Below are 24,726 nucleotides of genomic sequence, written 5' to 3'. Positions count from 1 at the left end.
CACGTCGCGGCATCTTTAACGATTTTATATCGATTACCAACCTTGGTCGCGGGATAAACCCATTACTACCGATACACATCACTTTTTTCAATTACTTCAATATCATAACCATCAGGATCTTTAATAAAAAAGAATCTTGCTATTAATACATTTTGATTATAAAAATTTTTGATTTCTTTAGGGCAATAACTATTCTTTTGAGCCTTGTTGTAGACAGCCTGCAAGCTATCCGTGGCGAAAGCCAAATGCCCATAGCCATTACCGATTGTATAATCTACAGTGGTGTCATGATTCCAAGTTAGTTCCAGTTCAAACGAAGTTTCATCGTTGCCAAGGTAGATAAGAGAAAAATCATTAAAGTCGATGCGTCGTTTCACTGCCAACGCAAATACATCATGATAAAATTTGATTGAGCGATCAGCGTCTTTCACTCTGATCATTGAGTGGATCATTTTTGCCATTACTTTACCTACGGAATTTATATGTGTGAACTCTACGCATCAACTGAGCCTCATCGTTACGAAGTAGCCAAACGTTCTATTCGTATTCAAGGAGCTGTTACTAGCCTCGCGTTAGAAAATGAAATATGGCAAGTATTAGAAACCATAGCTCAACGGGAAGATCTGGGTCTTGCCGAGTTTATTTCTTTACTTTACCAAGAAGTGATTGAACGTCATGGTGAGATCAAAAACTTGGCGTCTATGCTGCGTGTTACTTGCTTAACTTATCTTGCAAATAATAATGCGCTTGACGTAAGAAGTGGTAGTAACTGAGTACTACGTTTTAGTGCCGCTCCAAAAAGCGTTGCCATGTGATATTGGGGTTAATGACTCGGATAGGAGAAATCACCTGTTTAAGCACATGAAACGGTGGACGTCTAACTTCATATCCGTCGTGCTTTAAGCCCAACAGATACTGAAAGCTATCTTTAGTGCCAAGCTGAATAGCTGATATTCTGATCTGTTGCTCGAAGTTTAGTCGTAAACTGCTGATCGCCGTTTTCATTCCTTGCTGATCAACATTGGGTAAACCACATTTTTGTAGATACCCTTGTCTTTCCCCCTCTCCAGAAAACCATATTCTAACTTTCTCGCTATAACGACCTGTTTTTGCGGGTAAATCAAACATAAGACGTCGATATCCTTGTTGTTTTACCAATGCTAGATATTGCTCCAAACCTGCTTGCCATAATGCGGGATGAATAGGCACCACTCGCGGTTGAATTTTACCATGGGTGTTAAAGTGAAATACATGAACGTGGTCTTCGTAGTAAACATCATTATGTGTAAGTGAGCCAATTTCATCACTATACGCACCGGTGTAATAACTCAGTAAAGGTAGCCAAAAATGCCAATGTTTAGGCTGTTCACGCTTTAGCTTTTCATCTGAGTAGATATAACCGTTAAACAAGGTATGAAGCTCCATAGTGGAAAATGCTCTGCGGCCTAAATGAGATTTCATACTGTAGTCAACGTATTGAGTATACTAAAGATCTTAAGTTTAACGGTTTTTAGTCTTTTTCGGAAGTTTGATAGTCACCTTCCCGCCTAGACCCAGGCTTGTCCGTCGTCAGGAGCGCCATAGCGTCACCTTTACATAAAATTATAGAAAGAATCGCGACCTAAAGTCGCTGCTACGCCAAACTCGTAGCAGCGGGTTTATCCCGCGATAGAAAACCAATAATGGCGACAGGATCTTCACAATAAAAAAGGACCGTGACATAGACTCATAGAAAAATCCTGACATAAACTCATAAAAACAGTCGCGACATAAAGTCGCTGCTACGCCAAACTTGTAGCAGCGGGTTTATCCCGCGATAGAAAACCAATAACGGCGACAGGATCTTCACAATAAAAAGGGCCATGACATAAGCCTACAGAAAGAATCTCGACATAAACTCATAAAAAGAGTCGCGACATAAAGACATAAAAAGAGTCGCGACCTAAAGTCGCTGCTACGAAAAAAAGGTTAATTCTGGGAGTATGATTTTATGAATAAAAATATTTAAAATTTAGGCAAGAAAAAAGCCGCGTCTCCGCGGCTTAACTGATTGGACTAATCATTCTGTACTTAACTACCCGTTACAGTGTCACAAGCTACTGAAACATCGATAGTTTCATCTGTTCCATCTGGCGTAATAGACGTTGTAAATGGTGCTGAAATTCGAGGATCTACACTAACGGCATATGACGCAACATCACCGTTTAGTGCTGACAATGCAAAAGTACCGTCACCATTGTTCGCTGCTGTGCGGAATGGCTTAGTCGTACTTGATCTATACTTAACAATCGCACCTGGGATAACTTCTGTTACCGTTGTATCGTTAGAACACACAGCTCTAACAGTTACATTTTCATTAACAGTGGTTTGAATTGGATTTGCTAGCGTGATCGCAACTGGGCCATTACATACCTGAACTTCAGCATTTGTTGATGAAGCATTCCCCCACACGTTACCTGCAGCATCACGGATAACTACACGTGCTGTTGCTGTTGAGCTAATACCATAACGCGCTGAAGTGCTAGCTGAAACAACTGTTTTTGACGTACTACCGCCACGTAAATAACTTGATACGCTCGCATCAGCAGAGGTCATACTCACATATAGACCTGAACTCGGCACTGTATCGCCAGTCACATTAACAGTAATACCTTGCGTACAGATTGGAACTGAGCGAGACAGTGTAAAAAACGTAAGGTGATCGGTTTTAAAAGATGCTTTGTAAGCCGTGCCTTCAGCATTCAACGCTCCAACAGTTGCTTTATTCGTTTCTGACTGCCATTTACCAGTATCTTCGTTATTTGAAGAAACATCAAACTGGTCTCCCGTTTGAATGGTTCTATCACCAGATGGTGCTAAGGTTGCGACAGGAAGTGAAACAGAAACATCGATCTCTTGGCTAAATTGTTTGATCTTAGTTCCATTGTTATCTTGCATAACGATGTTACTTACACCAACTGGCTTTTTAATGCTAGTTGTACTACCAGCACTCAACCCAGCTGGCAAAACAGCTGAAATCTTGCTAGACGTAGGATCCGCAGAGCCAACAGTTAATGATACAGAAGTACCTGTAACGGCATTACCACTTGCATCTCTTAGTTGCACGCCTGCAGGAACCGTTACATCAGAACCTGCTTTACCTTTTGCAGCCGCAGCTGTAACAGGAGAAGCTGTTGTTGCGTTAGTCACACTTTCAGAAACGCTTGCTTCAACAACTTCGTCACCGCCTTTTGACACAAGTGCCAATTCTGCTTCTAGCGTTGCTTCAGAGTTTTCGTTGCTTAAGTCGATGTCAAAGCTTTTTGAAAAATAGCCATCAGCAGCTACTACGGCAGTTACAACCCCAACATTCGCACCTTCTTTTACAGTAAAAGTGTAGCTACCATCTTCTGTTGTGATCTGAGTGATTGCGTCGCCATTAACGTTAACCAAATTTGAGGTTGGTTCTCCATCTTCAAAAAAGGTAATTGTCGCCGGCGCAACGATATCAACAGTATCAACATCAACTACGTTACCACTTACAGCAAATGCTAAAGCTGCAGGCGTTTCTGGTGCAACAACTACCGGATCTGTCGGCTCAGGTGGCGGAGTGATTACCACATTGTTATCGTCATCGCTAAAACAGCCCGAAAGTGCTAAAGCTGAAGCTACAGATAAAGCGAGTAAAGATTTTTTGTTCGAAATCATGATTGGTCCTTGTTCCCTTTTTTGAAAGTGCCAAGCGGCACTAACGCGCGTTTTATTACATCGAAACTTAAATATAGAGAAAGTTCAAAGATTGTCCAGCTAGTAATTAAAATATTTTTACACTGAGGTGTGCGAGTTAGTTCGTGATTGGCGAGAGTTGCCAAGATAACAAGTGCTTTTACTTCATAGCCTTAAGTTATCGTAACGACTACTAACATATTTTAAATACAAGGTCGCACAACAACGCCTTTTAAAAGAAACCACTGAATAAGAAACAAACACAAAAAAGCCGCATTTAAGCGGCTTTTTAATCTTACTAAGACGTAAATTACCTTAATGAAGGCAAACCTTAGTCGATAGTTATTAAGAACCAGTTACTTCGTCACATGCTACAGTGATTTCAGCTGTCTCATCAGTACCATCAGCAGTGATAGTAAAGTTTTGAGCACCTAGACCCGCAAACTTAGCACCACGTGGTACAACGCGTACTTCATATGAAGAAGCTTCTACTAGGTCTGTTAGCTCGTATGTACCACCAGTACCAGCAGCTGATTCAAAGCCTTTGTTTTCTAGACGGTATTTAACTACAGCACCCGTTAGAGGTGTAGTTACTGTGTTGTCGTTTTCACAAACAGCGGTTACTGCTAATGACTCAGCAACAAGTGTAACAGGGTTAGCTAGCGCAACGTTTACGTTACCACAAACTGACACTTCAGTTTCGCTATCGAACCATGTGTTACCGTTTTTGTCTTTAACAGTTACACGTGCAGTTGCATCAGCAGCAATGCCTTTTTGTGATGCCTTGTTTGCAGAAATAACAGTTTGTGATGTAGAACCTGCTTTTGCTTGTACAGAAGCTTTATAGTCGCTAGATTCCATCTTAACAGTTAAACCGTTAGCAGGGATTGCATCGCCAGAGAACGTTACATTGATGTCTGATTGACATGCGTCGAATGTATCTACCGCAGAGAAGAACGTAAGGTGGTCAGTCATGAATGAACCAGCGTATGTGCCGTTTGCTTCATTTAATGCACCAATAGTTACTTTGTTTGTCTCAGTAGACCAAACACCTGTATCTTCGTTGTGAGAAGTTAGCGTTAGTTCATCACCTGTTTTAACAGCTTCACCGCTACTTAGTGTAGTTGTAGCTGGAATTGCCATTGTTACTTCGATAGGCTTGCTGAACTTCTTGATTTTGTTACCAGCATCGTCAGTCATTACGATGTTAGTTACAGCAACTGGTGTTTTAACTTCTGCAGCACCTGCCGCGTTAAGACCTTCAGGAAGAATTGCACCCGCACTTGCTGATGTGCTATCAGCAGCAGTAACATTTAGTGAAATTGTAGAACCTGACACTGGGTTGTTGTTTGCATCAAGTAGCTGGGTATTTGCAGGAACCGCTACGTCAGCACCTGCTTTACCAGATTCAGCTTTTGCTGTGATTACTTCAGCAGTCGTCGCATCAGTTACAGAAGCTTCTACCACTTTATCAGCTAGGCCTTCTGCATTTTTAGAAACAAGCTCTAGTTGAGCAGGAACTACTGACTCGCCTTCCGCAAGTGTTAAATCAACAATAAAGCTCTTAGATACATAACCTTCAGCTGTTACGTTAACAGTAATTGAATCGACGGCAGCGCCTTCTTTCAGTGTGAAAGTAAAGTCACCTTCAGTTGCGTCAATCACGTTTACTGCAGTGCCATTTACGTCAACAGTGTTTGCACTTAGTTCACCGTTTTCAAGCAGAGTTACTTGCGCTTTGATCGCGTCGAAGTCTGCATTAACAACGTTACCGTTTACAACTAGTGCTAGCGCATCTGGAGTCTCAGGTGCAACGATCACTGGATCAGTAGGCTCTGGTGGAGGCGTGATAGTTACGTTGTTGTCATCATCGCTAAAACAGCCAGAAAGCGTTAGCGCAGACGCTACAGAGAGCGCAAGAAGAGATTTTTTATTTGCAATCATGATTAGTCCTTGTTTTCCTTCTGTTAACTTACGTCGATTTGACGCGTTAACTCATAAAAAAAGCCATATTGCGAGAGAGCAATATAAGCTTAAGTTTTAAATCATTTAATAAGACAGACAGGAACTAAGTCGCTCCCTGACTAAAGCCAACTCAGTTATTCTACCAATCTAGCGGAAAAACAACCATATAGTCGGAGTTAGCTGCCTTAATTTATCACAGAAAAGCGGTAGTTCCAACCGCCTGTAATAAGTTGAAATTAGGATACCTTTAGAACACTAAATAGACAATGAATGAAGTCAAATTTATAGCAAAAAGTTTCAATATAGTGCTTATTTATTAACAAGGTATATGAATTTAAGAGTAAGAGTGAGATGGCTGTATGATTCCCGCAGATTTTAGTAGCTGCGGGTTTATCCCGCGACGAGAGCATCGCAACAAGAGAATCGCGACATAAAGTCGCTGCTACAAATACATAACCTTGCGACAAAAAACATCGAAACACTACTCTCGTAGCAGCGGGTTTACCCCGCGACAAGAGAATCGCGACAAAAGCACCGAAACACCACTCCCGTAGCAGCGGGTTTATCCCGCGACAGAGCATCGCGACATAAAGTCGCTGCTACAAATACATAACCCCGCGACAGGAGCATCGAAGCATCTCTCCCGTAGCAGCGAGTTTATCCCGCGACAGGAGCATCGCGATGTAAAGTCGTTGCTACAAATCCATAAGCCTACGGCAAGTGCATCGAAACACCGCTCCCGTAGCAGCGGGTTTACCCCGCGACAAAAGCACCGAAACACCGCTCCCGTAGCAGCGGGTTTATCCCGCGACAGGAGCATCGCGACACAAAGCCGCAACTACTGTTATCTGTAAGTTAGGTAAGCTTCTCTTAATCTTGCCAAATTGCTGTAAATATAACTACTCGACAAGCGTCCTTGATTAAGGAATGTCTTATCCAAATTCACAGGCGTTTTAACTGAATGAGCTCGTCCAATAGCCAAGTAATTCAACGTATCACCAATACGTGTACTTACCTCATGACGCCATGCTTCACTCCCTTTTATCTGGCCATAACGGATCGGTACCATATCTTTACGTGGAGTAAGTGGGATGCTAAATGCAATACCTGCGACTTGTACATCGGTATCTTGGGCAAATACTGAGATATAGCTATCGCCAAACCAGAAGCGAGTTTCTAGTTTTACACCACTATCTTCATAAAAGAACCGACCTGCCGTTGCATGAAAACTCACATCCTGCTCAACCCAGTTATAGCGATAAGACAAAGTTTGATAGTCTCTATCTAAGTCGTAGTCATCATATTCTAAATAGCCAATTTCAGCATTAAGCTGGTGACGACCGTTCTCACTAAGCCAAGTCGTTTCATTTTTAATACCGGTATAGTCGTTAAACTCTTTGAAGAAACCAATGTGAGTTTGGTTATAAATTCCATACGGTAAATCTAACGTTTGATAGATTGTCGCTTGCGTAACGCCACTGTCTTTTGCAAAGCGCCCATATGCTTTACCATTCTCATAATCACTGGTTTTCGCAACTTCAGTCTCAGCACTAATACTTACACCGCCACCATACCACATGGGCAACTCTACATCGGCTCGAATTGCGAGTGAGAAGTCATAAACTCCAACTTCAGTCGCGAAGTGTGAGTCTAGTGATGGCCCTATAGTTACACGAGGCTTAAAGTATGGACTGTTGGCCTTAGGCATTCCCACCCAAGACACACTGCCAATCGGATCCATTTCACCGCGACGAATATCCATATCTGGCGTACTGCTAGTATTGATAAACTCACGGTAATTATCGATATCACCACGCACAGAAAGCATTGGAATACCACGGTTTAATAACTGAATCGTATATTTAGCCTCAGGCTCATCTATATGTTCAGCAATACGACCTAGCACAAGACCAATAGCGTCTATATCATTACGATTAAAGACATAGTTCTCAAAACTTACAACAATATGCGGGTCGCGATTAAAGCCCACACTAATCGCCTCTAAACCATCGTCGATTAGCGCATTTTTAAGCTCCCGAGTTTGTAGTGTAAGTGACTTTCTGTATTCATCACGCTCAGTTACTTCTTGCTTAGCTTCTTCTAGCGGCTTTTGAGCCAATTCTCGTTGCTGTTGATAGTGCGCTTCAAACGCAGCCTCACGCTTTTTATGGTTATCTAAAATCGGCGCTGGTGCAGCTTCCGTAGGGTCGTTCAGCTTTGCCTGCTCAAAAAGCGGCATAGAAAAGTTTATTCCCCAAAAGGTATCCTTTTCTGCATGATCAGTATTACTGTAAAACTTGCTGGTTAACGTGAGTGTACCTACATCGTAAATCCACTCCTTAGGTACAGTTAAACGTAAGCCCGCATTCACTGCATCCGCATCATGCTCAACCTGCAATGCAAACCAGTCCAGTGGCTGCCATTCTATACCAGCAAAAACACCATCCATCTGACCATTTAATCTATCACTTGCTGCAACCCCGGCAGAAAACCTAAAATTACGCCACTTCTTAGAACCTGCAATGTAATAAGTTTCATAGAAATTAACGGCCCCCCCTAAATCTTTTGCACCAACAGCTAAATCAAACCAACCTTTTGGGATGTAGGGAATTTGATACTTTAAATTAAATGACAGATCCCTGATCTGTCCACTTCCTTTAGAAAACAGGTTTTCATGCATTGTATTAGTAGCAATTAAACCACTCACCTCAAGACCATCAAATAGGCCAGCGGAGAAAATAAAGTTATGGCCATCAACAAAGGTACGACTGTTATCAAAAAGCTGATTATTGTAACCAAGATCTACGTGACCCTTCTCTAATACTTCTGCAGTTGGTGTATTGAATAAGCCAGTATACCCAGCAAAAGACTGAAAAGAATCTAGACGCTCACTAGCCACTGCAGGCAAGCAACACATTGATAAGCTGCCTAGCATAATAAAGTTCGATTTAAGCATATCCCTAGTCCACATAAGAGTTTTTGTAATTTTATCGCCAAATAAAGCTTGGCTATGTAAGTTGGCTTAGACTAACACAGATGAAGATACGTTAGTAAATGATTAGGTTTTGTAATAGCCTACAAGTATTTCTATAAAAAGGTCTAATTGCTCCGCTTTCAACTCATTTATACCAGCTGCGGCCTCACGGCCACCACCGGTTGTAAATTGGCTGCATACATGGGCTGCCCCTTGTTTGTTACTTAATGGCGCTCTCACACTAACAGTGTAACTACCTTTATTGTTATATGTGATAACAGCATGCGCTTTGTTCGGTGTTTTATTCGCGAGTTCATTGCCTAGTACACCGCTTACTCGTCGAGACCAAGCTTTGTCGTCTAATAGAATCACTTTAGTAAAATGGCATTCATGAAGTACTTGTGCTGACTCTGCGCTTAGCATGTCAGCCTTATAGGCTCTTTCAAGTTGATAATAGACTGACTGTTTATCTGCAATTAGCTCGAAGGGGGATGTATATGGCAGTAAAGCGTTAAATAATGCTACAGGATGAAAATGCAAGTCTGTTATCTCGCTACCATAACCATTGTAATTAATGTAAGTGCCAAGCGCTTTTAGGTTAGACTTTTCTTGCTCTGTTAAACCCAAAGTATCAGCTTCTCTATTAGCTTTGCTAATTAAATTATCGCCGTATGCTGCAGTGATAGCCCATAAATGAAAGCGCCTATTTAATATATCGCTTACAATTAAGCTCGTGCATACATCAGGATCCAGGTTGATATGAGCAAACAGGTTACAATGTTCAGGAACTGTACCAGCCCTATGATGATCTACATACATAACACGAGCACCAACAGACAACGCATGGTAGAGGTCCGGCTTATTTTTCTCCATAGATACATCTAGCACACGAATATTGTCACCTTCCTTTGGCGTTATTTTTTTCATTAGTTCAATATCACGCTTTACTCCCGTGATCTTTATACTGTCGACAGGATTCGCCAGTTGGAGCTGTAACAGCGCAATAATGCCGTCGGCATCGCCATTAAATATATCGTAGTACATATATGCTCTTAGCTTGAAAAGTTTAAGTAATAATCTGCTGTTGTTGTAAGTACTTTATAACTTGCTCTGCGCATTGTTTAACACTTTGCTCTGCTGTTTTTAAATGCAGTTCAGGCCTTGTTGGTATATCAAATATCGAATCAATGCCGGTAAAGTTTGGTATTTCGCCTGCTCTCGCTTTTTTATAAAGCCCTTTTGGATCGCGGCTCTCGCAAACCTCTAAAGGAGTATCGACAAACACCTCAATAAACTCACCTTCTTCCATAAGCTTACGCGCCTGCTCTCTGTCTTGTTTAAATGGTGAGATAAACGCAGTAGAGACAATCACTCCAGCATCGACAAAAAGCTTCGCTACTTCGCTGATCCGGCGAATATTTTCAACCCTATCGTCATCGCTAAAAGTCAACCCTTTGTTTAATCCTAAGCGCACATTATCGCCATCAAGAAGATAAGTGTGGCACCCTAACTCAAATAATCTAGCCTCTACTGCATTGGCAATTGTTGATTTACCAGAGCCACTGAGCCCGGTATACCATAGCAATACAGGTTTATGTCCTTTATGTGCCTGTTTTTGTGCTTTTGATACAGTCTGAGAGTGCCATACAATATTTTCTGTCATCGCTTTTCCAGATTCTAGCTTCTTTGAAATGATATTTAATTACAACTTCGCAACTGTGACTCATTAATATTGCCTATATTCTTCCCCTAGAATGGAAAGAATATAGGAATTAAAGCCAGTACAACCACACTGTATGTGATAGAGACAGGTAGGCCAAACAGCACGAAGTCCTTTAATTTATAGTTTCCGGCATTGTAAACCATTAAATTTGTTTGGTAGCCATAAGGGCTCATAAAACTACCGCTGGCAGCAAATACTACTGCCAATACAAATGGTAAATAGCTGACTTCCAATCCCTGAGCTATAGCAAAGGCAATAGGAAATGTTAATGCAGCAGCTGCATTATTGGTAATTAGCTCTGTAAACAACAGCGTGAGAATAAAAACACCAATAAAAGCCACATATGCGCTTTGTTCAGATAAAAGAGACTTAAACTGCTCAGCTATTAACAAAGCAATTCCCGTGTTATCTAAAGCTGTTGCTAAGGTAAGAGCACTCATTACTATTAGCCACAATTCAAGAGGGAATCGGCGCTTTATTTCATTAAGAGATAAGCATCTGCTCGCTATTAGTATCGCTAAATAAAAAATAAAGCACTTTAATAGACTTACGTTTAGTACTAATGCTCCCCCAAGAGTAACAACAAACCCCCAAGTAACAATCCGTTCTTTTATGCCTGAGAGCATATTCTCTGCTTTTACACCATTGAGTATAAAGAAGTTTTTAGTAAGATTAGTACGCTTAGCAAAATCAGGACCCACGGCCAAAACTAAAAAGTCTCCAGCCTGAATCGACACCTCACCTAACTTGCCTGAAAGCTTTTCACCTTCTCGTCTAATCGCAACGACAGCAGCATCAAATCGGGCCCTAAAACCAGCCGTCTTTAATGTTTTTCCCACTACCGCAGCACCAGGTTTAACGACCACTTCGGTTAGGTTTTCACGAAGCAACCCGTCTTTTTCTGCAAATAGTGTTAACCCTTCAAACTGCTGCAGCACTAAAATTTTAGTGATATCTCCTGAAAAAATAAGCTTATCGCCTTCGCGGATAATATGCGAAGGAGTAACCGGAGATATCAACTTACTCTCTCTTACAATCTCTACTAAAAACAATGACTCTAAGCTTCTTAGACCATTTTGCTCTATTGTTTTACCAATGAGCGCTGAACCTTTATTAACTTGTGCTTCTACAAAATAGTCGGCCACCTCAGCAAAATCGTTAACTTTGCCATTTAAGCGCTTGACGGTAAATCCAATAACCACCATGCAGGCAGCAACAGCGGTGAGACCGATGGGAAGAAAGTCAAAAAAAGCAAACCCATCAACACCTCGCTCAATCAGCATTGAGTTAACGATCAAGTTAGTAGATGTGCCAATGAGTGTTAATGTTCCGCCCAAAATAGCGGCATACGACAACGGCAATAATAGTTTATTCGGGGCTATTAGTTTGTTGTTTTTAACTGGGCTAATAAGCGTAGCTATCACCGCAGTATTATTTAAAAAACCAGATGCCAGCACTGTGGCCAGTAGAGTACGTACGTAGGATTTAACTACCGAACCATTGAAAAGCACATTGGCAAGCCTACGCAAAAAACCAGTGCGTTCAAAAGCAAATGCACACACCACAAGTAACAGCAAAGTAACTAAACCAGGATTGACGGCATTTGCAAGTAATTGTTCGGTAGATACTAATGAAGTGGCAAAGCAGGTTAAGCTCGCAGCTGCAAATACTCGTTCAGGAAAGTATTGATATTTAATTAACCCCACAATGGTTGATAAAAAAATAGCCACCATCAACCATTGTTCTAAAGCCATGCAAACATCCTTATTCCTAACCTACAACTCAAACCTTCTGCCAACACTTTAAGGTATTGAAACCCAATCTTTTTTTAACAAAATAAACAGCTAATAGGTTTTGCAAGCTAATAAAAAATGCCGTAGCCCCTGCGGCACCTATAGAACCAAATAATTTAGTCAAAATAGGCACGCTAATTAAAACACCAAAACCGCTAATAAGTGTGACCAAACGCATATCGCGCTCATGACCAGTCATTTGCAATAAAAAGCCAACTGAACCTGTTACAACATTAACGGCTTGCCCCAATACTAGTATTTGTAAAATAGCGGCCCCTTTTTTGAACTCTTCGCCAAACAAACCCATTAAAAACTCCGGGAATACCAACATAAATAGCACTATGGGTAATGCACTTAATACCAATAACCGCACCGAAAACAAAGCAGTTTTACGAATACCAACATTATCGCCCTTAGCATGAAGCATGGAGAATTTTGGTGCAACAACCAAGTTTACTGCCATTAGAATAAATGAAGTTAAAAGTGCGATACGCTGAGCTATGCTAAAATATGCAACTTGCTCAGAGACTAAGTGGATTCCAATAATTATTGGTGTAGCCCATTGAGCTGACTGACTCATTATTATAATCACCCAGTTAGGTCTCGCACTGTGCCACAACTCTTTAGGTTCAGGCTTTTCGCCATTATTATTCAAGCTTTTTATGCTAATCCAGTAAAAAAAGCAGGAGGTTACTCCTAGCGATAAACTCAAATAAAGTGCTGCGGTACTGGCTGATTTTACAGAAAGCACAATAACCGCCGCACCACACAGCATAAAATGAGCTATGTTTTGACAGGAGATACTTGCAATCAATTTATGACGAGCTTGCAAACTCATTGCTATTAAAAGCACAAAACTTAGCCCAATTATCGCTGGCGTTATATATTGCAGTGTTTCACTAAACTCAGGCTTTTTAAACACAACTATTGAGAGCCATGGTGCCAAAAGGAAGCTTATTACCGAAAGTACACCTGAAACCGCGACAACATACTTCAGAGAAAAATTCAAAATTGCTCGGACTGTATGACCAAAGCAAGCATTTGATGAAGTAAAACGTAATATAGTATTTTCAAAGCCAAGGTTTGCTATTGCTGATAACAGCATCACATATGAAAAGCCCAGGAAAAAATAACCTGCTTGCTCTGCACCTAACTGTTTTGCAATGATTAAATTAAACAGAAATGCAGTACATGCACCTACAATACGAATAATCAAAGCTAAAGCTGCGTTAATAGCCGTGTGGAGATGTTCGGCATTACTAAAAATAGATTTTAAGTTGGTAAGCATGTACTTCTCATTTATCCGCCCCGCTGCCCGTTGCCAAGTTATCAATACGCGTTTTTGTTTACAAAACCTTTGAATATAGTTAAGAACACTATTTTCAAATCAAGCAATAAGGACCAGTTACGGATGTACTCAAGGTCAAACTCTATGCGCTTTTCCATCTTATCTAGTGTATCGGTTTCTCCGCGCCAACCGTTAATTTGTGCCCAACCAGTGATGCCTGGTTTTACCTTATGCCGTAGCATATAACCATCGACCAGTTTACGATATTCTTCGTTATGGGCAACAGCATGGGGCCTTGGCCCTACAATTGACATACTACCTTGGAGTACGTTTATAAACTGAGGCAACTCATCTAAACTGGTTTTGCGAATAAATTGACCTATAGGGGTAAAACGCTCATCGTTTTTGGTTGCTTGAGTCACTTTAGCGCCGTCTTCCATTACATTCATTGAACGAAACTTCCAGACTTTTATGGGTTTACCATCAACTCCATAACGATTTTGCTTAAAGAATATTGGACCTTTAGAGGTAAACTTAACCGCAAGCGCTAAACCGAATAAAACAGGTGATATAAGTATTAAAATAAGCATAGAGAGTACAATGTCTTCAATACGTTTAATAATGGCATTGCTACCATCAATAGGAGAGTCATAAATACTTATGGTAGGAATGCCAACGATTGAATCACTTCTCGCATGAAGCAACTGGTAAGTGTAAATATCAGGTACAATATAAACACTTGCGGTGCTATCAGACAACTCTTTGACCAACCAGTTTCTTCTTTCATAAGCATGTGGGGGCAAGGCAATATAAACACGGTCAACCCCCCCCTCTTTACAATCTTTAACAAGTAGCTCCAAGTTACCTAGCGTTTGAGCAGCTACAATATTGTCCTCCGAGAGATTATCGTCATAATACCCGCTGAAAACCAAACCAAAACTAGAGTGCGTAACAATAGTATTTGCTAATTTCTGTCCTAAGTGTCCCGCGCCAGCGATAATAACAGTTCGAGTGTTGATTCCCTGGGCTCTTAATAACCTCAATAATAAGCGCAAAACTACCCTGTATGTAGAGAGGCTCAGGATTACAAGTACAAACCAACTGAGTTGTAGTCCTGCAGGTTCAAGATACTGGGGCGCTAAGAAGTAAACGCTTAAAAATAAGATTGCCACACACACACACCAATGAGAAACCACCTTCTTAAGCTCTTTGATAATTGATAAGCCTCGCCATGAAATATAGAGCTCATCTAACTCACTGGTAAAGTGAAACAAAAAAACGGCAAGTAAAGCGGCGGTAGTATGCTGAATTAGCCAAGGTAAACCTTCAAGAGTGACAGCTACCCATAGGCAGCTTACTATTATTACAATATCTAATACTCGCTGAACAAATGCGATTACAGTTGAATTATTTTGCAAAATACCTTTATTCATTTTTGCGCAAATCTCTGATCCACCAATGGAATAGAAGTTAACCATGGAACCTAGCTAGCCTTCTTGCTTGATTGCCTATTATTTTACTTAAACATAAAGTAAAACAGAAAATATAGTAGAAGATAGTTCCTTTACTACAATTTATCTATGATTGAAGGGGGCACCTTCAGCGAATACTATTATTCTTTAGTAATTTATTCTTGATCTTACATATTTTAAAGCTCCGTCAACCAACACAATTGCTTCTTTTTCAGAAGTCGATTCTGCGTAACATCTCAGCTCAGGAGCGTTCCCTGAAGGCCTCAAATGCACAATACCTCCATTCTCTGCACAGAGCCTCAACCCATCTGTAGTACAGATTAACTGAGCTCCCCCAGCCCCAGCTTGGCTAGCAGTATATTTGGATTTGCACTTAGCTCGGCAATTAATGTTTTACTATTCTCTGTCGCAAAATCTTTTAGCCTATCACTTGCAGTAAAACGTTGTGGTAAGCCTATTAGCAAGCTTGCTATGCTGTTACCCATTGTTGCTACAATCAGCGCAGGCAATACCGCGTCTCTTGTTGGCAGCGCTTTAAGTGCTTTACCATTAAATTCAAAGTCACTCGCCAGTAAATAACCACCATTTGCTTCAAAACCCGCTACTCTCGCGTAAGTTTTGTCTAACTCTGCAAAGGCTTCTATGACATATGGCGAGCCAATTTTTGTTCTGCTCACTGTTTTAAAGCTACCTGACAACTCAATGGCTGTATTACAGCTAACAGGTGTTGCAAGCGCTTCAATTGAAAGTGCTTGACTACAAAGCAGGCCTAAAATATCACCTCTTAACCACTCACCGTTTTCACCTGCAACTAGCGGCCTGTCACCGTCACCATCAGTTGAGAACAACATATCTAAGTGGTATTTACTTACCCACTCTTTGGCTCTTTGTTTATCTTCATCAGATACAGCTTCGGTATCGATTGGGATAAACTCGTCACTACGCCCCAGACAAATAACTTCTGCACCCAGTTGCTCGAAGAGTGATTTATAAATATCTCTACCCGCACTCGAGTGCTCATAAATACCCACTCTTTTACCAGCTAGTATCTCGCTATCAAATAGATTTGTATATCGAGCGGTGTAAGCATTTTTTGCTTTATCACTTGTTGGTAAACTGATATCGGCTAGATTCAATTCAAAAAAATTAAAATCAGTAGAAAGAATAGCTTGTTCATCTTGTTTGGTGATTTCACCATCGGGGCGGTAGAACTTTAAACCATTTCTGTCAAATGGAATGTGGCTACCTGTAACCATAATGCAAGGCATATTGTCTTGCATCGCTGTATAAGCAAGTGCTGGTGTTGGTACCACACCATAATAAACAACCTCTATATTAAGTTGTTTTAAACCTGCTGCGCAGGCTTTAGCGATATCAAAACTGCTTGGTCGGTTATCTATCGCAATGGCCACTTTATTAAATGCGAACTCACCTTTAATGCTCTGAGCAAATGCAATTGAAAAGGCTGCACACACTTCTGGTGTAAAGTCGACAACGAGACCCCTAGCACCACTGGTACCAAATGCAATACCACTTGTTTGAATTACTGACTTTGTATTCATTACTTAACCTTTCACTCTTCCGTAGCGGTCTTCAAAGCGCACAATATCATCTTCCCCCAAATAAGAGCCCGATTGAACTTCAATAAGCTCGAGATCAACTTTACCTGGGTTTTCTAATGCATGAACCGCAGTAATAGGAATGTATACTGATTCATTTTCAGTGACGAATTGCTCTGTATCATCAATTTGTACTTTTGCAGTACCAGAAACCACAATCCAATGCTCTGCTCTGTGGTGGTGCATTTGCACAGATAGTTTTGCACCTGGTTTAACCGTGATACGTTTTACTTGGAAGCGCTCACCGTTATCTACTGAGTCGTATTTACCCCAAGGGCGATATACTTCACGGTGGAATGTGACTTCTGAGCGTTCGTCCGCTTTTAATTGGCTAACGATTTGTTTTACTTTTTGAGACTCATCTTTGTGCGCAACTAGTACAGCATCTTTTGTGTTAACGATAACTAAGTCTTCAACACCTACTGTTGTCACTAACTTGTCTTCACCAAATACTAGGGTGTTTTTTGTATCTACAGATTTAACGTCACCAATGAAAGCATTGCCATTTTCATCTTGCTCAGACACTTCCCATAATGCTGCAAAGCCGCCTACATCATTCCAGTTTGCATCCATCGGTACCACAACTGCGTCTTGTGTCTGTTCCATTACTGCATAATCAATAGATTCATCTGGGCATGCTTCAAATGCTTCTTTATCTACGCGAACGAAGTCCATGTCGCTATTTTGTACTTGCACTGCTTTTTGACACGCTTCATAGATATTTGGGCGAAATGCCTTTAGCTCTTCAAGGTAACGACTTGCCTTGAATAAGAACATACCGCTATTCCAGTAATAGTCACCGCTCTCAATATATTGTTTAGCTGTCTCGATATTTGGCTTTTCAACAAAGCTATCAACAACAAAACCGTGCTCAACTTCTGCGCCACGTTTAATATAGCCATAACCCGTTTCAGGGGTGTTACCAACGATACCAAAAGTTACTAGTTTGCCTTGGTCCGCTAACAATTTTGCCTTGTTCACGCTTTCTTGGAATGCGATTTGATTCTCAATTACATGGTCAGCAGCTAAAACGAGCAATAATGCGTCTTGATTGTTTTCAACTGCTTTAAAGGCTGCTAATGCAATAGCAGGGGCGGTATTACGGCCTACAGGCTCTAGAAAGATGCCACTATGCGCCACACCTATTTGACGAACTTGCTCAGCAGCAATAAAACGGTGTTCTTCGTTACAAATTAACATCGCAGGTGCATGTTCAAGACCATTTAATCTTAAAATAGTCTCTTGCAGCATGGTATTTTCACCATGCAATTTTAAAAATTGTTTTGGGTAGTTACCGCGTGACAATGGCCATAAACGCGTGCCTGAGCCGCCTGCCATGATGATAGGAAGTATCATATTTGTTATCCCTGTATATTCTGTAATGCTTCAAAGTACCATTTAGTATGCTTATGAACTTTTTTATCTTTTAATAGGCTGTCTATATCGAACCATTGGTATTTACCATGTTGAATATTGTGTGGTAAGTCATTTAGCGGATTGCTCAGCCTTAGGATATAAGCAATGGCAACATAATGTGTGCTAAAGCCATCACCAAAAACATTGTCATCATAAAAATGGTCATAAGGCCCTAAAAGACCAGCTTCTGAAAGTGGAAATGCCTCACCAAGCTCTTCCTTAGTTAACCTTTCAAATGCATCTGCAAGCGATTCATTTTTTAAAATCCGTCCGCCAGGCACAAACCAATTCCCTCGTGCTGGTTTATTTAGCCGCTCACCCAACAGTGCTTGGTTATTCTCATCTAATATAACCAAATCGATTGAAACAAGTGGCGCGCTTTCTATTACTGTCGAAAACGTATTTTTATCTAGAAACATCCTATGTTCTCTATTTTCTAAAATTATCTTGGTTTGCTAAAAACCACTCATATGTATCTTTTAGACCTGCCTCTAGGGAAATACTATATTCCCATCCCAACGACTTAAGACGAGACACATCCATCAATTTACGCGGTGTACCGTCAGGCTTAGTCACGTCAAACTCTATAGCACCTTCAAAACCAATTACTTTCGCAACGGTTTCAACAAGCTCTCTAATTGTACAGTCTACGCCTGTACCTACATTTATATGGCTTAACATCTCTTGTGTATTTGCACTGTATGTTTCTGAATCTAAGTTCATTACATGGATTGATGCTGCAGCCATGTCATCTACATGCAAAAACTCTCGCATCGGCTTGCCGGTACCCCATGCAACCACTTTGTCATCACCTGCTAACTTTGCTTCATGAAAGCGACGTATAAGTGCTGGAATAACATGAGAATTTTCTGGATGGAAGTTATCATTTTCTCCATACAGATTAGTTGGCATGACAGAGCGATAATTACGACTATATTGACGATTGTAAGATTCGCACAGCTTGATACCTGCAATTTTAGCTATCGCATAAGGCTCATTAGTTGGTTCTAAAATACCAGTTAAAAGTGCCGTTTCTGTCATCGGTTGTTCTGCAAATTTCGGGTAGATACAACTTGACCCTAAAAACAGTAAATCATTAACGCCAGATAAGTGCGCGCTATGGATGATATTATTTTGAATCGTTAAATTCTCATAAATGAATTCTGCCGGATAAGTATTGTTCGCAACAATACCACCCACTTTTGCCGCAGCAAGATATACTTGGTCTATTTGATTCTCTTCAAAAAATGTACGAACCGCCTGCTGGTCCAACAGGTTTAACTCCGCTCTGCTTTTTGTAATAACCTTAATATCATCAGATTGCTTTAACTTTCTAACAATTGCACTGCCAACCATACCATTATGGCCTGCGATAAAAACTGTTTTAGAACTCATTTCTTTATCCATTATAAAACCCAGCATAAGCTGGGTTATCACTTTATTTCTAACTTACTGCTCTGAGATTACTCTACTGAAACATTCACAGCATAGCCGTGAGACTTTAATAATGCATGCTGCTTAGCTTTAGCTAGGTCATGTTGAACCATTTCTGCACACATTTCTTCTACAGTAATCACTGGCTCCCAACCTAACTTCTCTTTCGCTTTAGTTGGGTCGCCTAGTAATGTTTCAACTTCTGCTGGGCGGAAATAACGCGGATCTACACGCACAATCACATCACCTACTGATAGTGCCTGTGCGTTATCACCTTCAATCGCAACCACTGTCGCTATTTCATCAACACCTTTACCACTGAACTCAAGCGTAACACCCAACTCTTTTGCTGATAAAGACACAAATTCTCTTACTGAGATTTGTTTACCTGTCGCGATCACAAAATCTTCAGGAGTATCTTGCTGGAGCATCATCCACTGCATGCGAACATAATCTTTTGCATGACCCCAGTCACGTAGCGCATCCATATTACCTAGATATAAACACTTCTCTAGACCTTGTGAGATATTCGCAAGACCGCGTGTGATTTTACGCGTTACAAACGTTTCACCACGACGAGGAGATTCGTGGTTGAATAAAATACCGTTACATGCATACATACCATAAGACTCACGGTAATTTACCGCAATCCAGTACGCATACATTTTCGCGACAGCGTAAGGTGAGCGAGGGTGGAAAGGTGTAGTTTCCTTTTGCGGGATCTCTTGTACCTCACCATAAAGCTCAGACGTTGAAGCTTGATAGAATTTAGTCTTTTTCTCTAACCCAAGAAAGCGGATTGCTTCTAATAGACGTAAAGTACCAATAGCATCTACATCTGCTGTATATTCTGGCGCTTCAAACGATACAGCTACATGGCTTTGGGCACCTAAGTTGTAAACCTCATCTGGCTGTACTTCTTTTAAAATACGGGTTAGATTTGATGTATCTGTTAAATCACCATAGTGTAAAAAGAACTTAGGGTTATCTTCGTGGATATCTTGATAGATATGATCTACACGCTCTGTATTAAAGCTCGATGCACGACGTTTAATACCATGGACTTCGTAGCCTTTTTCAAGCAAGAATTCTGCTAAATATGATCCATCTTGCCCTGTAACTCCCGTTATTAAAGCTTTTTTAATTTCCATTAATTTAATACTCTCTAAATATTTTCTATTTCTGAAAGATATCGCTTCATAAGTATAGACTCATTTAAGTTTGCTTCTGCATATTTCCACGCACTTTCTACAATTTTTGCATATGTATCCGAAGAATTCATAAGAAGTGAGTAAAATTTTGCATAATCTTTGTAAGAATCACACAAAAACACATTCTCATGACTTACTAGATCAAGACCTTCAATCCCCAGTTCATTCGTCAAAATTGGAACACCAATTTCTAATGCATCTACAATCTTTGTTTTCACTCCACTACCAAAAAGAATTGGACTCAATAATACATCCCCATATAGAATGTGCTCTTCTAAAGAAGATACAAACCCAAGAAGCAGAATGTTATTTTTATGTTTTGAAGAATCCACTAAATTAACTACCCGTCTATCATACTTACCAATAACTTTCAGCTTTACTTCAGGCATAGTAGGTAAAATTTTATGAATAATGTAACTTAGACTTGCTAAATTTTGCTCCATTAAAAGGTTGCCAACAAATACTAAATCATTACTTTTATATTTACCATTACAACTCACTGTACCCAAAACATTAACAGAGGGGGGCACAGGAATTACTTCAGTCTCTCCCAAAAGCTTTAAGCGATCCGCCTCTTTGGGGCTTGTCAAAGTGACAATGTCAAAATATTTTAAAGCGCGAGCTTCATACTTAGCCATCCTTTTTGACTCTATAGATAGAATAAAAGCAGATAATTTACTTAAAAGCATTTTTATAAACTTGGAGTTAATATGATCATCAAATTGCCCTAAGAATGACTCTACTTTTGCTTCCCTCATTCTTTCATATCTTAATGATAAAAGATCATCCATTTCTAAAACTAAACCCTTGCCTAGCTTAAGAGTTTTTTCCGAAACAGCTGATGTGGTTTTCAACATATCAAAAATAATTGCTTTATAATTATTATTAAAAGATTTATCGATAAGAGTCTTTGCGGCGCTACTCTTATAAAAGCTAAATTGAAATGGTTCAGAAGACAAAACGGATTTGAACATTGCAAGTAAATAATTACTAATAGGAATATGTGATATATTTAGAATTCCATATTCTTTTATAAGCCTCTGTTCAAGGTTATTATCTTTGATTTTAGAGAAATAATAAACATCAATATCATAATTGCTACCCTTCAACATCCTTAAAGTCTGGTGTATCATTCTTTCTCGTCCACCTGAGTTTGGATATGGCATTCGACTCATGACATAAAGAATTTTAGCTTTCAAACTTTAATTCCTCAATAAAAGATAATCTTGAAAATAAACAATGCGTGTCTTCCGAGACCTCCGGAATTATACCATCCACAAAATTACAAATAGCTGAAGCCCATTCATCTGCAGAGTCAGCAAAAACAACAGATGACAAAGCTTCTTCTGGGAAAGCATTTTTTACGAAACTAGAAGATAATACTGGTTTATTATTATATAAATATTCACACATTTTTATATTAATACCCGAGCCATTGAAAACTGGATTAATCATAATATCATTATTGAGCCAAACCTCTGATAAGCTTTCAACAAAACCATGACCATTCACGATGCCACTCGTCACATCGAGCTTATCAGTTTTTGGCCCATAAAAGTTAAATTCAACTTTTGATTTGTATTGATTATTTATTATCGGGATTACATTATTTAAAAACCAATTAACTCCCTCTGCGTTAGGCCACCAATTCATGTTTACTATACATCCAATTCGAATATATTTTGACTTAGATATAGGCGCCTTACTTCTTTCATAGTCAAACAGAGGAAGTTGTAAAAATACATTTTTGTTGTACTTAGTAAAAATATTTTGATCCTGTTTAGATAGAGCAATTACGAAATCAGAGGTTGCTAATGCATTCACCTCAAAGTCTAAATACTTCTTAATATCAAAGTATAAAAAGAACCGTAACACTCTTGATAACCCACTTTTATAAAGCTTAGATTCAAAGTTATGATTAACTAAAAAAACCTTTAACTCTGGATTTATCTTTTTTGCTTCAATCGCAAACCAATATAAATCAAGATGATCTATAAAAAGAGCTTTATAAAGTAGTATTTTTTCAATTTCATTTTTACTAATCTTCCTTTTAAAGTAGCAAACCTTAGCTGGGTAATAACTAAATAAAGATGAAACTATGGACCATAGCTTTTTAAATTTACAAATCAAATTAGAAGATTGATCATGTTGAAAGTACCCAACATCAATTTCAAATTCAGCTTTAAGAAAAGATATCAAATTACGAGTGTAAACATCACCACCATTATGAAATAAAAACTTTTTATGTGTTGTAAAGAAATAAAACAATTTCAAGCCCTTCTTATATTCACGAAAGAAGATATTAAATTAAAAAACAAATACTGAATAAAATACATCAAAAGGAATGCATAAAAGACAGAAATCAAACCTTCATAACCAAATCTTATGGCAGTACTTGAAAACAATGCTAGATAGATTATTAACAATTTTAAACTACCAACTTTCCTAAACAATTTTAGAAAAAAAGCTAGTGTAACACCAAAAAGAAGCGCAGTTAAAATTACCCCTAAATATCCAAAGTCTGCATAACCAGAAATAGGCATTGTATATGTTAAGGTCGACCCTTCCTGATAAAAGTTTAGATCTATGGCGTCCCCAAATATATTTTCAGTTAAATATGCTTCTTTGTCAGCTCTTGGTTTTTGAAAAGGTAGAATTGCAGATGGCACAATAGATAAAGGGCTAATAGAAGCAAAAAGGAATTTAAAGTAAGTAAAATCCAAATCAAAATTAATTTTATCGATTAATATAAGAGCATTTTCAAACTGAGCAAAATTAAGCATAATCTTATTAATTTCTAATGATGCACTGGCTATACTCATACCTTGCCTAATAAAATTTAGGATAACAAGTAATGGCAACATAACAATTGCACTTACAGAAATATATATTATTTTTTTAAAGCTAAGTTTATTTATATCTCCGTAAAAATGAAAAGTTATAGAAAGCATTAATAATAAAAACCATGTTCTTGTGGCTGGAGTGCTGAAGTAAAAATGAAAAAAAGATAAGCTCAAAGTAAATAACAATACCTTATTGAAAGATATTTCATCATTTAACTTTCTCATAATCAAAACTAGCAAGCCATAAACAAGGCCAGAAGTCATAAAAATCAAAAAATATTTACCATTTGCAAGCGCCATCATTTCAGCAAAAGCATTAGAAGAACTAGTGAACAAATAAAGCAAGGAACCAGTTCTAGCAACCCCAATAAAATAGGAGATTAGAAACCAACCTAATATTAAGAAGAATAAATTAACATTTAATTTAAGTGGTGACTCTAAAAAAAGCTTGAATAAATTGGTTGCCTTGCCACCAAATGTACATTTTTGAAAAAAAGAAAAAGCTAGACTATAAAAAAATATAAAAAGAGAGCCTGAAAATAAATAGGCTTCAATTACATTATCTGAATATGAATTTCCATACATTGAAAACCCAGTGATTGAATAAGATAATGGCACAATAAAAAAATAAATTAATAAAAAAACATTCGGCAGTATGAAAGCTACATTTCTTACAAACCTAAGAAATAAAAATGTAGATGAAATTATTAGAAATAAATTAATCACTAAAAGAATGGATGTCATATTAATTAGCAAACCAGTATTTATAGTTAATTTCATAATTTAGTGAGTCAGCAGCTCTCATTCTTAATAGCTTCGCAGGGACCCCACCGTAAACACCTAGCTCAATTAAATCTTTTGTTACCACACTCCCTGGAAGTATTACTGCACCATTACCCACTTTAACCCCAGGCATTATAAGCACATTGGAAAAAACCACCGAATTATCACCTATTTCAACAGGCGCTTTAACGAAAGAAAAGTCATTACTGTTATAATCATGGCCAGCTGTATAGATTTTGACATCATGAGCTATAGATACATTATCTCCGATTTTAATAGAATCCCTGTTATCTAAATAGCACCCAAAATTTATACAAGAATTTATCCCGACTGTTACTTCACGAAAACCGAAAAATCTGACTCGACCATTAATAGTAGCTGAACTAGATAACTTCACATTCAAAAAGCGTAAGAGTTTATTTTTAATACAGTGGAAGAACATGAGATTAATAATAAAATTTAAAAAACGCAATACTAGAAAATATATTTGATTTTTCATA

General features: G+C 39.0%; 19 protein-coding genes and 1 pseudogene. 1 reads left to right on the top strand and 19 read right to left on the bottom strand.

From position 1 onward, the window contains the following. Positions 1–65 precede the first annotated feature (65 nt). The gene (locus GSF04_RS07910; protein WP_211859210.1) at positions 66–461 is read right to left on the bottom strand and encodes a VOC family protein; all 396 of its coding nucleotides are present in this window, start codon (positions 459–461) and stop codon (positions 66–68) included. Positions 462–482: 21 nt separating this feature from the next. Here GSF04_RS07910 and GSF04_RS07905 point away from each other — a divergent pair, with 21 nt between their 5' ends. After that, a complete protein-coding gene (locus GSF04_RS07905) occupies positions 483–773 on the top strand; it encodes a ribbon-helix-helix domain-containing protein (protein ID WP_017217090.1) in 291 nt (96 codons plus the stop codon). A 10-nt stretch (positions 774–783) separates the two neighbouring features. Here GSF04_RS07905 and GSF04_RS07900 read toward each other — a convergent pair whose 3' ends face one another. The 18 genes and pseudogenes from GSF04_RS07900 to GSF04_RS07815 form a co-directional block, all read right to left on the bottom strand. Next, positions 784–1,461 (bottom strand): hypothetical protein, encoded by a 678-nt coding sequence (locus tag GSF04_RS07900; protein ID WP_211859209.1) that lies wholly within the window; start codon positions 1,459–1,461, stop codon positions 784–786. 609 nt (positions 1,462–2,070) lie between these two features. After that, a complete protein-coding gene (locus GSF04_RS07895; protein WP_211859208.1) occupies positions 2,071–3,687 on the bottom strand; it encodes a hypothetical protein in 1,617 nt (538 codons plus the stop codon). A 363-nt stretch (positions 3,688–4,050) separates the two neighbouring features. Then, complete coding sequence (locus GSF04_RS07890; protein WP_211859207.1) at positions 4,051–5,649, bottom strand: hypothetical protein; 1,599 nt, start codon at positions 5,647–5,649, stop codon at positions 4,051–4,053. 865 nt (positions 5,650–6,514) lie between these two features. After that, positions 6,515–8,626 (bottom strand): YjbH domain-containing protein, encoded by a 2,112-nt coding sequence (locus GSF04_RS07885; RefSeq protein WP_211859206.1) that lies wholly within the window; start codon positions 8,624–8,626, stop codon positions 6,515–6,517. 102 nt (positions 8,627–8,728) lie between these two features. Further along, a complete protein-coding gene (locus tag GSF04_RS07880) occupies positions 8,729–9,688 on the bottom strand; it encodes a DHH family phosphoesterase (RefSeq protein WP_211859205.1) in 960 nt (319 codons plus the stop codon). 22 nt (positions 9,689–9,710) lie between these two features. Continuing rightward, complete coding sequence (gene cysC, locus GSF04_RS07875; RefSeq protein WP_211859204.1) at positions 9,711–10,307, bottom strand: adenylyl-sulfate kinase; 597 nt, start codon at positions 10,305–10,307, stop codon at positions 9,711–9,713. Between the two features lie 86 nt (positions 10,308–10,393). Further along, complete coding sequence (locus tag GSF04_RS07870) at positions 10,394–12,121, bottom strand: SLC13 family permease (RefSeq protein WP_211859203.1); 1,728 nt, start codon at positions 12,119–12,121, stop codon at positions 10,394–10,396. 28 nt (positions 12,122–12,149) lie between these two features. After that, complete coding sequence (locus GSF04_RS07865) at positions 12,150–13,448, bottom strand: oligosaccharide flippase family protein (protein ID WP_211859202.1); 1,299 nt, start codon at positions 13,446–13,448, stop codon at positions 12,150–12,152. 41 nt (positions 13,449–13,489) lie between these two features. Continuing rightward, positions 13,490–14,926: an undecaprenyl-phosphate glucose phosphotransferase gene (locus GSF04_RS07860; RefSeq protein WP_211859201.1), complete on the bottom strand. Its 1,437-nt coding sequence runs from the start codon at positions 14,924–14,926 to the stop codon at positions 13,490–13,492. 141 nt (positions 14,927–15,067) lie between these two features. Beyond that, positions 15,068–16,482 (bottom strand): annotated as a pseudogene (locus GSF04_RS07855) (phosphomannomutase). A gap of 3 nt (positions 16,483–16,485) precedes the next feature. Beyond that, the gene (locus tag GSF04_RS07850; RefSeq protein ID WP_211859200.1) at positions 16,486–17,895 is read right to left on the bottom strand and encodes a mannose-1-phosphate guanylyltransferase/mannose-6-phosphate isomerase; all 1,410 of its coding nucleotides are present in this window, start codon (positions 17,893–17,895) and stop codon (positions 16,486–16,488) included. A 5-nt stretch (positions 17,896–17,900) separates the two neighbouring features. Continuing rightward, on the bottom strand, positions 17,901–18,374 hold the full coding sequence (locus GSF04_RS07845) for a GDP-mannose mannosyl hydrolase (protein WP_211859199.1): 474 nt from the start codon (positions 18,372–18,374) through the stop codon (positions 17,901–17,903). Between the two features lie 10 nt (positions 18,375–18,384). Continuing rightward, positions 18,385–19,350 (bottom strand): GDP-L-fucose synthase, encoded by a 966-nt coding sequence (locus tag GSF04_RS07840; protein WP_211859198.1) that lies wholly within the window; start codon positions 19,348–19,350, stop codon positions 18,385–18,387. A gap of 68 nt (positions 19,351–19,418) precedes the next feature. Continuing rightward, the gene (gmd, locus tag GSF04_RS07835; protein ID WP_211859197.1) at positions 19,419–20,540 is read right to left on the bottom strand and encodes a GDP-mannose 4,6-dehydratase; all 1,122 of its coding nucleotides are present in this window, start codon (positions 20,538–20,540) and stop codon (positions 19,419–19,421) included. Between the two features lie 14 nt (positions 20,541–20,554). Continuing rightward, positions 20,555–21,799 carry a glycosyltransferase gene (locus GSF04_RS07830; RefSeq protein WP_211859196.1) on the bottom strand — a complete coding sequence of 415 codons (1,245 nt, stop codon included), beginning with the start codon at positions 21,797–21,799 and terminating at the stop codon, positions 20,555–20,557. Continuing rightward, a complete protein-coding gene (locus GSF04_RS07825; RefSeq protein ID WP_211859195.1) occupies positions 21,789–22,874 on the bottom strand; it encodes a glycosyltransferase in 1,086 nt (361 codons plus the stop codon). The genes GSF04_RS07830 and GSF04_RS07825 overlap by 11 nt, the downstream gene beginning before the upstream one ends. Next, positions 22,871–24,028, bottom strand: a complete 1,158-nt coding sequence (locus GSF04_RS07820) for an O-antigen polymerase (RefSeq protein WP_211859194.1) — start codon at positions 24,026–24,028, stop codon at positions 22,871–22,873. The genes GSF04_RS07825 and GSF04_RS07820 overlap by 4 nt, the downstream gene beginning before the upstream one ends. Positions 24,029–24,188: 160 nt before the next feature. Then, positions 24,189–24,725 (bottom strand): acyltransferase, encoded by a 537-nt coding sequence (locus tag GSF04_RS07815; RefSeq protein ID WP_211859193.1) that lies wholly within the window; start codon positions 24,723–24,725, stop codon positions 24,189–24,191. Between the last annotated feature and the right edge of the window lies 1 nt (position 24,726).

It is taken from the genome of Pseudoalteromonas sp. A22 (assembly GCF_018141345.1).
GTDB classification, from domain to species: domain Bacteria; phylum Pseudomonadota; class Gammaproteobacteria; order Enterobacterales; family Alteromonadaceae; genus Pseudoalteromonas; species Pseudoalteromonas maricaloris.
The sequence above is the reverse complement of the archived record's forward strand: the minus strand, read 5'-3'. Positions and strand labels throughout refer to the sequence as shown.